Genomic DNA, 12,653 nt, shown 5'->3' with positions numbered 1-12,653 from the left:
GTTCCACATAAACTTATGCACCCCAAACCTTTGCACCAGTCGGGACAAACTTATAGTAATACACTCAGCTGGGAAATATCAAGTGTTTATGCGGGTTTTAAATAAAAAAAACAAAAAAGCACTCTATACCAGAGCGCTTGAGAGACAAGAACACGGAGAAAATTACAGGATAATGGCGATTAAGCCGCCTGAGCCTTCATTGATAATTCTCTCCAGCGTTTCCTGAAGTTTGTACCTGGCGTTTTCCGGCATCATCGACAGTTTCGCCTGAATACCTTCCTGAACGATAGAATGAAGGGAACGACCAAAAATATCAGACTCCCAGATGCTTAATGGATCTGCTTCAAAGTCTTTCATCAAATAGTTGACTAACTCTTCACTCTGTCGTTCAGATCCTATAATTGGAGCAAATTCGGAGTGGACATTCACTCGAATCATATGAATGGAAGGAGCGGTTGCCTTTAGGCGAACTCCAAAGCGGGACCCTTGTTTAATCAACTCAGGCTCATCCAGTGTCATTTCTTCCATTGTTGGTGCTGCAACCCCATACCCTGTGGTTTTTACCATCTGAACCGCTTCGGAAACTTTATCATATTCCTGCTTCGCCTTGGAAAATTCTTTCATCAACTGAAGCAAATGATCTTTCCCCTGAATAGTAACCCCTACCACTTCAGTGAGGATATTGTCGTACAATTCATCCGGGGCATAAAGATCGATTTCCGCGACACCTTGACCCATATCCATTCCTGATAAGGCTGCTCGTTCGATAAATTCATATTCCGAAAATTGACCAACCACCTGATCTACATCTCGGAGACGCCGAATATCATTTACTGTTTCCCGAACAGATGTTTCGAAATTCTGTCTCAACCAGTGATCCTCATCTAACACCATCACCCAACTCGGAAGGTTTACATTTACTTCATGTACTGGAAACTCAAACAGAACTTCTTTCAGAACAGCGTAGATCTGTTCTTCATCAATTGTCGCTACACTGACAGCCATAACGGGAACATCATATTTCTCAGCCAGTGTCTCTCTCAATTGTAGAACTTCCTCACTGTTGGGGTGGGTGGAGTTTAATACCAGAACAAAAGGCTTTCCAACCTCTTTCATTTCTTCTACAATACGCTCTTCCACTTCCTCGTAAGCTGAACGGGGAATATCCGTAATCGACCCATCTGTCGTCACCACAACACCCAAAGTGGAATGTTCCTGAATCACCTTCCGCGTTCCAACCTCTGCAGCCTCTTGAAAAGGAATCGGTTCTTCAAACCATGGAGTATTAATCATCCTTGGTCCGGACTCATCCTCATAACCTTTTGCTCCATCAATCGCATAACCAACGCAGTCAACGAGCCGGACATTTATATCGATTCCTTCATCTACATGAAGTTGGACCGCCTGATTGGGTACAAACTTAGGCTCTATGGTCGTGATGGTTTTTCCTGCCCCACTTTGGGGAAGTTCGTCAGTGGCCCGAACTCTCTCCGTTTCTTCACTGATATTTGGTATGACAACCTGCTCCATAAACCGCTTGATAAAGGTGGATTTTCCGGTGCGCACCGCACCGACCACACCCAGATAAATATCTCCTCCCGTTCGTTCGGCAATATCTTTAAAGATGTCCACTTTCTCCACGAAAACCCCTCCCTCATAAGTTCCGCTTTCACTGATCCGTCGTCGGTGCGAAGGCGAACCGCCTCCTTTATATACGCACAGATGGAATTTGGACACTATAAATATATGAGTAGGTTTTTCGGTTATGATTTATCAGTGGAGAAAAATCAAAAAAGGGCATTCAAAATCAAGACTTATTCCAGAAAAACGTTTAACGATGAAAAACGTCCTCCTTATATCATGGAATTCAATTATTTTCCATATAATAAAAAAACAGCCCAATTTATCGTTAAAATTGGACTGTTTTTTTGGAAAACGAACGCGTTATCCAATAGGGACATCTTCATACCCTTCTATGTTCTTTTTCAGGGTGCTTTTCAACTCTTTTCACCTTAACTCGAAACCCAGAGACTTTTAACACCGACAACCTTCCCAGTAAAAATATCGCCGGAATTACAATGAGATGAAACACAAGGCTTTCTAAACCATCCAATGTTTCTTCATCTCGCTTCTCTCATCCTTTACTCCATCTTTATGAACAAACCGTGTTCATTATTCGCTGTACAATACCGGATCCCCATCTTTCAGACGCATCGGGGGAGAATATGCCGGCGCAAACAAAGAATCTTGATACAACAGTTGTCTCGTGTCCATATTTTTTTCCGGTTTTTTCTTTGTTTCCTCCAAGATTTGAACCAGATCCATACGATAATCCACATAAAGTGTTCCTTTTTTGTCAATTAACAAAGGAAGAGACAACTGAGAATGGTATGGACTTGGAATGGTCACCGGTTCAGTATCCAACTTATCAAAGTTAAGCGCATAGAGACCTTTACCTTCTTTTTTTCCTAGGGGCAAATGACCTTGTTCCATATTGTACGCGTTTACACGCCCTTGCAGTTCCCGCAACCGTTCCGTCACTCGAAGGTCCATCACTTTTACTTTGGGCTGCTCTCCAGGATCAACCACCACAAAAACGTAATTTCCACCTTTTTGATACGAATTTGATGGAATGCTTCCCAAATATGGCTCCAACTTGGAGAAATCCACGATATATTTTTGATACAGCGTGGAACCTTGAGGGGGTTTCAATGGCAAGACTCCGTTATTTTCCTTCCTGTATTGGTCCACAGCAGTTTGCACTTTCTGGACGTCATGGGGTAAATCTTCCGTTATACGTTGTTTGAATTCCTTCGTTTGAGCACAACCCGACAATAACAAGACAACCAGAAAGACAGTTGCCCACATCCAACGGTTCATTTGACTCCCTCCAATACTCGCCTGCATCCTTTCAGGTCAATGCCCGAATCCCGAACAGGAACGCAGGCAACAAGAGAAGCGTAGCGATAATGGACAGTACAATCCGAATCCAACCTGTGCTCAACTGTCGGGTCCAAGCCATCATAAAATTTGCAACCAACAACAAAATAATACTGATCATGGCTTCCATGATTCATCAACTTCCTTTTTTCCATTCTGATACCAGTATAGCAAATCCACATCCGCCCACCAATATTTCGGGCTACTGTCCAGATCGACACCAAGATATTCGCATAGGATAGGAAGACAACAGCCCGAAGTGGAGGAGATTCGCTGTGTCAAAAAACACGGTTCGACGGAGTCACCCAAGAAGAGCTCGCAAAAGGCGTAAGCCTGTGCCACAGAAGAATTCCACTCCTCAAAACAACCAAACAGACTTGAATTCCATTAACTTGACAAAAATCATCAATGGTTTTTACACATTGCGCTCTACACTGAAGGACTTAAGTCAATCACTGCACCGTATGGAAAGAATTATGGACAATGCGTATCAAATGTTTGAAATGGCCAATCAATTTATGGGACAACGTCGGTCGCCATCCCGATTTCGTCCCCCATTGAGACTGGTAAAGCCCAATCGGCATGAAGAAGAAGAGATTCCGAGACTCAACCTGCCACCACCAGATCCAGATCCGGAAGGAAACACGCAATCCCCCAACCCTCTCCAACAATTTGATTTTTCCCAACTGATAAAAATCCTTCAATCCCCTTTATTCAAACAGATCCTATCCCAGTTGATGCAAGCAAAAACATCTGAAATTCCGAACGAACGCAAACAAAAACAGGGGCAACGCTGATCTGATCGGCGTTCCCCTGTTTTCCGGTTTAACACCCGTAAGCCTGCTGGTCCCTGTTCCCCTGGCTAAGAGCCGTCATAATCGTAGACAGGTGGAAACCGGAAGTACTACAGCTTATGTGGGACGAGAAATCTTTGCAACGACTCCTGTGAACAATAGGCGTTTTAATCCAATGAACCTTCAATCATTTGCTCCATCTCATCTGTTTTTCCACGGGTCATCAAATCCTCTACTGCTTGACGAGGATCTTTCTGTTCAAAAAGGACAGCATAAAGCTCCTGGGTAATCGGCATTTCCACCAGATAACGCGCTGACAGTTCCTGTGCAGCCTGTGTGGTCTTAATTCCCTCCACCACCATCCCCATCTGGTTCAGCACTTCGTCCAGTCCCATTCCTTGACTCAAGAGGTTCCCCGCTCTCCAGTTTCGACTGTGTCGACTGGTACAGGTCACGACAAGGTCACCGACTCCGGAAAGACCCGCAAATGTGATGGGCTTCGCCCCCATTGCCATTCCCAAACGGGCCATCTCAGCCAGCCCCCGTGTAATCAGTGCCGCTTTGGCATTATCACCAAAGCCGAGGCCATCTGAAAGACCCGCTCCCAAGGCAATAATATTTTTTAATGAACCGCCCACCTCGACACCCGTCACATCTGGATGCGTGTAAACCCGAAAGTAGGAATTAATCAAATAGGATTGGGCTTTTTGGGCTACAGAGGAATGATCGGATGCAACGACAACGGTAGTGGGTGACTTTTCAATCACTTCCTCAGCATGACTGGGTCCGGACAATACAGCAATCCGATCAGAGGCAAATGAAGGAAACTCCTCTTTCAGAACTTCAGACATCCGTTTTAAGGAGTTGAGCTCAAAACCCTTGGTTGCATGTACGACAACGCATTTGTGTTTCAAGTAAGGAGCCGCTTGTTTGGCCACCTCCCGCATGGAATGGGAAGGGACCACAAACAGGAGAAAATCAGCTCCAGATACAGCATCCCTGATGGAGGAGGTCGCCTTTAACGTTTCAGGAAGCTGAATACCTTGAAGGTATTGGCTGTTTATTCGCTTCTCATTTATCTCCTGGACCACGGCACCTCTTCGTGCCCAAATGGTTACATCCAGACCGTTATCGGCCAATACCGTAGCCAAAACGGTTCCCCAACTGCCTGCTCCCAAGACTGTCGCTTTTTTTTGTGTCATCCTTTATACCTCCGTCTACGCTAGCTCCGTTGCTGCTGGGATGAACCCAGCTTACTCTCCGTTCCTTTCAGCAGTCGCTTGATGTTGGAAGCATGTCGAATAATGGCCATAACCGTAATTACGAGACTGAGATAAACATAAGGGGATGGATAATCCAGGAGCAAAATCATGATTGGAAGACTGACAGCAAAAATCAAGGACCCCAATGAAACATAACGGGTAAGAATAATAGCCAAAATAGCGGTAACCCCTGAAATCAACGCTGCCAAAAGAGTAAGGAAAGCTGTAACACCGATTGTGGTTGCAATCCCTTTTCCACCACGAAAACCAAGAAACACTGGCCAGTTGTGTCCAATGATCGCCATCACTCCCGCCAACATCATCATTGTGGGAGTTCCCGATAACCAGGCAGCCAAAGCGACTGCTGCTGTTCCTTTTAATGCATCCAGGATAAAGACGGCAGCTGCAGGACCTTTTCCAACAACACGTAACATATTGGTGGCTCCGGCATTTCCGCTTCCCCGCGAACGAATATCAATCCCTTTCAGCAATCGGGCAAACCAGTAACTGAAGCTAAAAGAACCCATCAGATAAGAAAGTACTACTACAAGTATGGAAATACCCATATCATCCCTCCTCATTGCATGACATTGATTAAGAGGTTATCAATAAAGTGGACAGAGGAAACCGGTTCCACACCTTTTTCCCGAATCTCAATTTCTCTTTTTCTTTCGCAACATCATTCGGATCGGTGTCCCGATAAAGCCAAATGCCTCACGAAGCTGATTTTCCAGATAGCGAGTATAGCTGAAATGGACAGATTCCGGATCATTGACAAACAGAACAAATGTGGGAGGTTTAACAGATACCTGTGTTCCATATTGGATTCGAGCCCTTTTTCCCTTTACTGAAGGAGGGGGCGTCGACATCGTTGCATCCTGAAGCACTTGGTTTAATACCGATGTGGAAACACGCATGGCATGTTGCTCGGCCACCTCTTTTACTACTGGCAAAACCCGGTTGACGCGTTGGCCGGTTTTGGCAGATGTAAACAGAACCGGAGCATAGTCCATAAACCCAAACGCTTCCCGTATTTCCTCTGAGAAGCGCTTCATCGTCTTATCATCTTTCTCTACAGCATCCCATTTGTTAACAACAAAGATCGCACCCCGTCCACCCTCATGAGCAATACCTGCCACCCGTTTATCCTGCTCGGTCACTCCTTCTACACCATCCAACACAATCAAGACGACATCGGAACGTTCAATCGCTTTTAAGGCACGGATGACACTGTACTTTTCCGTTGACTCATACACCTTCCCACGCTTTCGCATTCCAGCCGTATCCACAATAACATAATCCTGATCATCATGGGAAAAGGGAGTATCAATGGCATCGCGAGTAGTGCCGGCCACTGAACTTACGATAACCCGTTGTTCACCGAGAATTCGATTCACCAAAGAGGACTTGCCGACATTGGGTCGGCCGATAATGGAAACACGGATTGTATCGGTATCGTATTCCTCCTCCTCTCCTTCTGGGAAACAACGGATTACTGCATCCAACAAATCTCCTGTTCCAGAGCCATGCAGAGAAGAGATGGCAATCGGTTCCTCAAAACCCAAGCGATAAAAGTCATAGACATGATCCTCATGCTTGATATGATCCAGCTTATTAACCGCTAACACCACAGGCTTATTGGAACGATGAAGCAACCGACCCACTTCTTCGTCAGTAGCGGTCACACCTTCCTTACCATCCACGACAAACAAAATCACATCCGCTTCCTCGATGGCCAGTTCGGCTTGATGCCGGATATGCTCCACCACTTCATCTTTTTTGTTAAATTCCAAGCCCCCTGTATCGATTAAATGAAATGCTCGCCCTGACCAATCGGAGCGACTGTAGATTCGATCACGGGTAATTCCCGGTTTATCTTCCACAATAGCAATCCGTTGTCCTGCAATCCGATTGAAAAGCGTCGACTTGCCTACGTTGGGTCGGCCGACGATTGCTACAACAGGCATACTCATACCGAATTCCTCTCCTCAACATTTTCCAGTCAACATATTCCGAAAGATATACGAACAGTATGATTCTAACACAGAAGGGAGATGAAGCCCATAACCTTATGTACGATGAAGGTCATTTTTCACCTCTTGAACAAGAGTAACCAAGCGAGGGTAACTCTTACGAACTCCATAAGCAGCCAATCGCCTTCCCATCCACCAAAAGCCGTATTTTCTGGATAATGCCCCTCCCAGCTTTGTGGTAAAGGTAATACAATTCAACGCATGCACAATTCGAAACGTACTGGGATCTTGACCGATCAGTTGCAATAAAGATTCTACCGATCGCAATCCAACCTGCCACTCTCTGCCCAGTCCCAGGGTATAAACAGAAATTCCACATTCATCCTTTCCTTTATAGAACAATGTACCAATATAGGTATCCAATGATCGATCAAAGTCAGGCAAATTCATAACTTCCTTCACAGTGGGAATCCGGTTCTCAGGAAGCTTCCCCAAGTGGATCGCCGCAGCTGTTACCGAAGAATGTGCACTTCCATAGCATTGATAAATAATATTCATCTTGGTCAACCTCTTTCCGAAAGAATACGAATCAGTCGTGGATAATTCCGTACAAAGCCAGACCAAGACTTCACATTCTTACACCCATGATTCAATCGAATCATTTCCCATTCCAGCAGGCACTCACCAGCTAACTGAAGGATATGGGTCAATGCCCGCTCAAGGACTACTGGCTTCCACATCGTACCAATCATATAAATACTGACATTGGAGGGTGTACAACCCACCCAATAAATTCTTCCCGGTGTGCTCCAGATATCTTCCTTCCACAACGTACATTGTTGAATCTTTGCAGCCATCGAAGCTCCTTCATCCTGCAAATCTCTGAGTGCGGCAACCAAGGCCATGGCCCCATAATCAGAGCTGAGATATAAGCGGTTCATGATCGGTGACGAACCACAATTTTCGTTCTAGAATTCAATTCATGAACCATTCCATCCAAGATTTTTTCCAATAGAAAAGCGGTTTCTTCCATCTGCTCCTTATTTTTTGCATAGAAAATCGGAGCACCGCCGGCCACTTGCTCTCGATCAGTGGATACAATTGCCAATATGGCTTTTTCAAATGTCATTCCCATTACTGCGTCCCCTCCACGACAAACGTTTAAGAAGTTCCGTCGGCATCCGCACCGCGCTTTCCAACACAGGTACCCGTTGGATCATATCGATGGCCGCCTTTGAATCTTTTTCTTCAGGAATAAGAAAAACGCCCAGCCGACCATCATTTAGATCACGCTTAATCAAAGGAACCAATGAAGGCTCACCCGTATCTCTGTATACACCCAATACGGTGGATACATCATGTAGTATCGCCTGTCGTTGTCCAAGATTGGAAAGCGTAATCCGACTGTCTTTATCTTTGGGAGTAACGACAGCACCTAAACCCTGCTTCCTAATGCGATCTCGATTGTCCTTCAGCCCAATATTCATAATATATATATCATCCACATACAGACTGGAACCCTCAAATCGCAGAGTTCCCTCCTCTACATCCGCAATGTCGCCCAATAACTTGCCCGTTCGGAGCAGTCCTGATACTCCCACCAACACTACACCCATCAATACGCCCCAAATCCATTGACCCGCCAACAAAACGACAAGACTGGTTAAAAGTGCGGATAAAATAACGATATAATTTCTTCCTTCGAAAACCATCGCAATGCCTTCAATATAAGTGCTTCCTCTTTTCACCAACACCATTTCATCCAGCTTGGACAACGTCTCTCTTTCCATGTTTCTTACTTCCCGGAACTGTTGTGCTGCTAAAGAGAGAAAGGTAATCGCGGTATAGTTTTTATTGAGAAGAGCAGGAACAGCCACCGCTCCCAAACCTGCCGCAATCAGACCTAGGGACAAATGAATGACTCGCCCATGAGGATAAGTCGGATATTGCCGATAATCCGTTCGAAGCATTCGCATTCGACATAAAAAGCCTGTTAAGATCCCAATGACCACAGCCATCGTATTTGGACTCCACATCATATTTTCACCATCCGCCAGATTGTTCGAATCCACATCCGAATGTGTGGAAGAGCAGAGTGAGAAACCAGAATCACCACAAAAGTCATCCACAATAGATCTAAAAAACTCGGATCTCCAAAGAATACGGGATTCATCTCGTTTTGATGCAGAAGGACATGCAACCCTTCACTAAAACACAGCCCTCCCATAGCAACGACCAATTTACCGGCAAGGCATGAGGAAGAAACAAAAGCTAGCCCCGTAATGACTAACAACCCCAAGCTTCTCAACCCTGACCACGCCATTGCCGATTCAAACCGATATAACTCTTGCAGAAAAAACGTAAAAGAGCCTGTAAATAAAACGGAAAGAAACAATGGAATTCGTTCCTCTTCAACCCTTTGATAAAGGTAGTACAAAAACGGAATAAACAGAATCATCCCTGCATGCATGCGAACGTTTCCTTCAGGGGGAAGTTCTACCCAAAGCAACAGAGACTCCAACAGCAACCCCAACACCAACCACTCTTTTTTCAACTTCAAGCTTTTTTCCAAACCGGAAAACCAACCAGTCTGAATTAAGACTGCCAGGGATAAACACGACAGCATAGACAATGTCCCTGCAACCACATTCCTTTTCCTCCCTCCTTTTCTCATAGTATGGCTGACTTTTGTTCATTTCAGCCAAAAAAAAAAGCTTCCGGTTTTCACCGGAAGCTGTCTTTCAGCTTACTTTAGACGACGTAGTTGATCCCCCAGGACATCACCAAGGGTGACATTCATCCCACTATTGTTTCGATCCAGGTTTTCCATCTCCTGTTTTGCCTCTTCCTGTTCCACCTCTTTAATGCTGAGGCTAATCCGTTTCTGTTCAGGCTGCATATCCAATACTTTCACCCGTACTTCCTGACCTTCTTCCAACTCCTCAGAAGGGGAAGCGATATGCCGGCGGGAAATTTGCGAAATATGAACCAAACCTTCAACTCCCTCAGCCACTTCTACAAAGGCACCAAAAGAGACAAGACGTTTCACCGTACCATTGACAATATCTCCGGAATGAATGGAATCAGATACTTTTTCCCAGGGACCCGGTTGGGTTTCCTTAATACTGAGGCTGATCCGCTCGTTCTCTTTATCCACTTTGAGCACTTTCACCTTTACTTGATCTCCCTCTGAAAGCATCTCGGAGGGATGCTCCACACGAGACCAAGCCAATTCAGAAACATGTACCAAACCATCCACTCCGCCAATGTCAACAAAGGCACCGAAATCCGTAAGACGTTGTACGGTTCCGTCCAGAACTTCTCCGGGGGTCAGACGCTCCAAGGTTTCACGTTTCTGTTTCTCTTCCTCTTCATCAAGAACTGCTTTCCGAGAAAGGATCAGTTTGTTCTTTTCCCGATCCATTTCGATCACTTTCAAAGACAAGGTGCGACCTTTATAATCGGAAAAATCTTCTACATAATGCCGTTCCACCAAAGAGGCCGGAATAAATCCACGAACTCCGAGATCCACTACAAGCCCGCCTTTGACCACATCAGCGATTTCAGCTTCCAACGTTTCACCGGTTTCAAATTTTTGTTCCAGATCATTCCAGGCCCGATCGGCATCAACTGCTTTTTTGGAAAGGACCAGCTTTTCCTCTTCATCATCAATGCGGATCACCTTCACTTCAACTTCTTCCTCTTCGGAAAGAACATCGCCGGCTTTATCCACATGAAGACTGAAGAGCTCAGAAATCGGAATCACACCATCAAACTTGTAATTCACATCCACCAGAACTTGATTATCCTCCACCTTGGTGACTTTCCCTTTTACAATGTCTCCGCTTTTTAACGAAGTCACATCCGTCATTTCTGATTTCATTTCTTCCACCATGAACGACAACCTCCTCATTACCTGCTATATCAACCTAATTATATAATCTCCCACGAAACTGGAGAGATGAATAATGAAATCAAGAAAACCAGTTCCTTAATTTCATTAATCCCATGACCAATGCACCAGCCAAGAGAATCACACCAGCCAGAGCCGTCAATCCGCCAATCAGACCCACTTTAAAACCCAAACCCGTTAATGCAAGACCCCCTGCAAAAACATAAAACAAGAGTGAAAATTGACGAGACCGACGTTGGGCTTCAGCACTGGTGCCCCCTCGCCGAAGGCATTGCTTGACAATGATTCTTCGATAAGAAAAAAACAAGAGAAGAACCAGAAAATACAGTAGCAACCATCTCATTTGGAATGACCTTTTGACAAAAGCTTTTCAATCTCAGCCATAATTTGATCAGTAGCCTCCCGAAGCGTGTGAGAAGTCCATTGTTGGTTCTGGAAGTTCTCAAGATCCACTGGGGGACCAAAAACAATACGAACTTTTTGGAAGATCCGATAGGGACCGATCACTGCCGCCGGAACCACTTTGGCCTTTCCTTTCAAAGCGATAAAGGATGCTCCATTATGGGCTTTTCCGAGCGACCCATCCCGTGAACGCGTTCCCTCCGGGAAAACACCGAGTACTTCTCCCTGCTTCAACACTTCCAAGGCACTCTTCAAAGCTCGTTTGTCAGTGGAACCCCGTTTGACGGGAAACGCTCCAAACCGACGTAAAAGAAAGGATAAAACCGGTACTTTGAACAGTTCCTCCTTGGCCATAAACCTCACTGGCCGATTCGCGGCCGCCCCTACAATCGGCGGGTCCAAATTGTTGATATGGTTGCAACAGATGACTACCGGTCCCTGGGATGGGATATGTTTTACCCCTTCTATCTCCCATCGGTAGAATAACCTAAACAGAAACCGGAACAGGAGCCTAAATGTTCGGTACAGCATATATTACTCCCCACCGATCGCTTTGGTTCGAGATAGATTCAGAATCGCTTGAACCACTTCTTTAATCGAAAGACCGGTCGTATCTAGATGTATCGCATCTTCCGCCGGACGAAGGGGAGAATGTTCGCGTACACTATCTTTTTCATCCCGAAGCCGGATTTCTTCTTTCAGTTGATCCCAATCGACAGAATAGCCACGTTGTGTTAATTCACGATGTCGACGTTGGGCTCTTTCTTCGATTGATGCAGTTAAGAAAATCTTCAGATTAGCTTTTGGTAACACATGGGTACCGATATCCCGACCATCCATTACAACCCCCGTCTTTTGGGCGATTTCCCGTTGCTTATCTACCAATATCTCTCTTACACGCGCTTGACTTGCGATCAGAGAGACGTTGGATGTTACTTGAGGGGTTCGGATATCGTTGGTTACCTTTATCCCATCCACCCACACATCCACTCCATTTTCAGAAGATAGTTGGATATCGGTTTCCTGGGACATACGCGCAACAGAGGATTCATCCTCCAAATCAACATTTTGTTTCAGGGCTTTCCAAGTGATTGCCCGATACATGGCACCGGTATCCACATAAGTTAGCCCCAACTCTTTAGCCACTTGGCGAGCCACTGTACTCTTGCCAGATCCCGCCGGGCCATCAATTGCAATGGAAAAACATGTCACAAGTTACATCCTCCCCACGTTTAAGAAGGGATACACGACTATTGTACCCCAAAGGAAGTTCCTATGGGGTACGCAGATCCTCGGATTATGGAGTGCAAGAACTGCATCCTTCTCCTGAAAATCCCCATAAATTGACAAGAATCGTTTTTTAATTTTA

The 12,653-nt window shown here is 45.3% G+C and carries 16 protein-coding genes; 1 reads left to right on the top strand and 15 read right to left on the bottom strand.

Annotation, left to right across the window (positions count from 1 at the left end):
* Positions 1-162: 162 nt before the first annotated feature.
* The 3 genes from spoIVA to FN782_RS16635 form a co-directional block, all read right to left on the bottom strand.
* On the bottom strand, positions 163-1,641 hold the full coding sequence (gene spoIVA, locus FN782_RS02745; protein ID WP_142504222.1) for a stage IV sporulation protein A: 1,479 nt from the start codon (positions 1,639-1,641) through the stop codon (positions 163-165).
* Positions 1,642-2,172: 531 nt separating this feature from the next.
* Positions 2,173-2,880 carry a hypothetical protein gene (locus FN782_RS02740; RefSeq protein ID WP_142504221.1) on the bottom strand — a complete coding sequence of 236 codons (708 nt, stop codon included), beginning with the start codon at positions 2,878-2,880 and terminating at the stop codon, positions 2,173-2,175.
* 31 nt (positions 2,881-2,911) lie between these two features.
* Entirely contained in the window at positions 2,912-3,070 is a 159-nt protein-coding gene (locus FN782_RS16635; RefSeq protein ID WP_185955991.1) for a hypothetical protein, read from the bottom strand.
* A gap of 145 nt (positions 3,071-3,215) precedes the next feature.
* On the opposite strand from FN782_RS16635, the gene FN782_RS02735 reads away from it, so the two are divergent.
* Positions 3,216-3,737, top strand: coding sequence for a hypothetical protein (locus tag FN782_RS02735; RefSeq protein ID WP_142504220.1), 522 nt, complete (start codon positions 3,216-3,218; stop codon positions 3,735-3,737).
* A gap of 164 nt (positions 3,738-3,901) precedes the next feature.
* On the opposite strand, the gene FN782_RS02730 is transcribed toward FN782_RS02735, so the two are convergent.
* The 12 genes from FN782_RS02730 to cmk all read right to left on the bottom strand — a co-directional run bounded on the left by FN782_RS02730 (position 3,902) and on the right by cmk (position 12,496).
* On the bottom strand, positions 3,902-4,936 hold the full coding sequence (locus FN782_RS02730; RefSeq protein WP_142504219.1) for an NAD(P)H-dependent glycerol-3-phosphate dehydrogenase: 1,035 nt from the start codon (positions 4,934-4,936) through the stop codon (positions 3,902-3,904).
* Positions 4,937-4,956: 20 nt separating this feature from the next.
* Positions 4,957-5,562: a glycerol-3-phosphate 1-O-acyltransferase PlsY gene (gene plsY, locus FN782_RS02725; protein WP_142504218.1), complete on the bottom strand. Its 606-nt coding sequence runs from the start codon at positions 5,560-5,562 to the stop codon at positions 4,957-4,959.
* 87 nt (positions 5,563-5,649) lie between these two features.
* Positions 5,650-6,969 carry a ribosome biogenesis GTPase Der gene (gene der / locus FN782_RS02720; RefSeq protein ID WP_142504217.1) on the bottom strand — a complete coding sequence of 440 codons (1,320 nt, stop codon included), beginning with the start codon at positions 6,967-6,969 and terminating at the stop codon, positions 5,650-5,652.
* A gap of 96 nt (positions 6,970-7,065) precedes the next feature.
* Positions 7,066-7,527, bottom strand: a complete 462-nt coding sequence (locus FN782_RS02715) for a DUF3189 family protein (protein ID WP_142504216.1) — start codon at positions 7,525-7,527, stop codon at positions 7,066-7,068.
* Positions 7,528-7,532: 5 nt separating this feature from the next.
* A complete protein-coding gene (locus FN782_RS02710) occupies positions 7,533-7,910 on the bottom strand; it encodes a hypothetical protein (protein ID WP_142504215.1) in 378 nt (125 codons plus the stop codon).
* Complete coding sequence (locus FN782_RS02705) at positions 7,907-8,104, bottom strand: capping complex subunit for YIEGIA (protein ID WP_425462669.1); 198 nt, start codon at positions 8,102-8,104, stop codon at positions 7,907-7,909. The genes FN782_RS02710 and FN782_RS02705 overlap by 4 nt, the downstream gene beginning before the upstream one ends.
* Positions 8,088-8,987 (bottom strand): YIEGIA family protein, encoded by a 900-nt coding sequence (locus tag FN782_RS02700; protein ID WP_342778340.1) that lies wholly within the window; start codon positions 8,985-8,987, stop codon positions 8,088-8,090. The genes FN782_RS02705 and FN782_RS02700 overlap by 17 nt, the downstream gene beginning before the upstream one ends.
* 17 nt (positions 8,988-9,004) lie before the next feature.
* Entirely contained in the window at positions 9,005-9,616 is a 612-nt protein-coding gene (locus FN782_RS02695; RefSeq protein ID WP_142504214.1) for a hypothetical protein, read from the bottom strand.
* 99 nt (positions 9,617-9,715) lie between these two features.
* Positions 9,716-10,864, bottom strand: a complete 1,149-nt coding sequence (gene rpsA, locus FN782_RS02690; protein ID WP_142504213.1) for a 30S ribosomal protein S1 — start codon at positions 10,862-10,864, stop codon at positions 9,716-9,718.
* A gap of 79 nt (positions 10,865-10,943) precedes the next feature.
* Complete coding sequence (locus tag FN782_RS02685; protein WP_142504212.1) at positions 10,944-11,225, bottom strand: hypothetical protein; 282 nt, start codon at positions 11,223-11,225, stop codon at positions 10,944-10,946.
* A complete protein-coding gene (locus FN782_RS02680) occupies positions 11,222-11,815 on the bottom strand; it encodes a lysophospholipid acyltransferase family protein (protein WP_142504211.1) in 594 nt (197 codons plus the stop codon). The genes FN782_RS02685 and FN782_RS02680 overlap by 4 nt, the downstream gene beginning before the upstream one ends.
* A 3-nt stretch (positions 11,816-11,818) precedes the next feature.
* Positions 11,819-12,496 (bottom strand): (d)CMP kinase, encoded by a 678-nt coding sequence (cmk, locus tag FN782_RS02675; RefSeq protein ID WP_142504210.1) that lies wholly within the window; start codon positions 12,494-12,496, stop codon positions 11,819-11,821.
* Positions 12,497-12,653 lie beyond the last annotated feature (157 nt).

This window comes from Melghirimyces algeriensis (assembly GCF_900182565.1).
Taxonomy (GTDB): domain Bacteria; phylum Bacillota; class Bacilli; order Thermoactinomycetales; family DSM-45169; genus Melghirimyces; species Melghirimyces algeriensis.
This window is presented reverse-complemented; position numbering and strand designations above follow the sequence as displayed.

What these genes read in the sequence shown, in the direction of transcription:
- FN782_RS02715 (WP_142504216.1), bottom strand. Translation starts at nt 7,527, where the DNA reads ATGAATATTATTTATCAATGCTATGGAAGTGCACATTCTTCGGTAACA.
- FN782_RS02700 (WP_342778340.1), bottom strand. Translation starts at nt 8,987, where the DNA reads ATGGCTGTGGTCATTGGGATCTTAACAGGCTTTTTATGTCGAATGCGA.
- rpsA (WP_142504213.1), bottom strand. Translation starts at nt 10,864, where the DNA reads ATGGTGGAAGAAATGAAATCAGAAATGACGGATGTGACTTCGTTAAAA.
- FN782_RS02710 (WP_142504215.1), bottom strand. Translation starts at nt 7,910, where the DNA reads ATGAACCGCTTATATCTCAGCTCTGATTATGGGGCCATGGCCTTGGTT.
- FN782_RS02730 (WP_142504219.1), bottom strand. Translation starts at nt 4,936, where the DNA reads ATGACACAAAAAAAAGCGACAGTCTTGGGAGCAGGCAGTTGGGGAACC.
- der (WP_142504217.1), bottom strand. Translation starts at nt 6,969, where the DNA reads ATGAGTATGCCTGTTGTAGCAATCGTCGGCCGACCCAACGTAGGCAAG.
- FN782_RS02685 (WP_142504212.1), bottom strand. Translation starts at nt 11,225, where the DNA reads ATGAGATGGTTGCTACTGTATTTTCTGGTTCTTCTCTTGTTTTTTTCT.
- plsY (WP_142504218.1), bottom strand. Translation starts at nt 5,562, where the DNA reads ATGGGTATTTCCATACTTGTAGTAGTACTTTCTTATCTGATGGGTTCT.
- FN782_RS02705 (WP_425462669.1), bottom strand. Translation starts at nt 8,104, where the DNA reads ATGGGAATGACATTTGAAAAAGCCATATTGGCAATTGTATCCACTGAT.
- FN782_RS02740 (WP_142504221.1), bottom strand. Translation starts at nt 2,880, where the DNA reads ATGAACCGTTGGATGTGGGCAACTGTCTTTCTGGTTGTCTTGTTATTG.
- FN782_RS16635 (WP_185955991.1), bottom strand. Translation starts at nt 3,070, where the DNA reads ATGGAAGCCATGATCAGTATTATTTTGTTGTTGGTTGCAAATTTTATG.
- FN782_RS02680 (WP_142504211.1), bottom strand. Translation starts at nt 11,815, where the DNA reads ATGCTGTACCGAACATTTAGGCTCCTGTTCCGGTTTCTGTTTAGGTTA.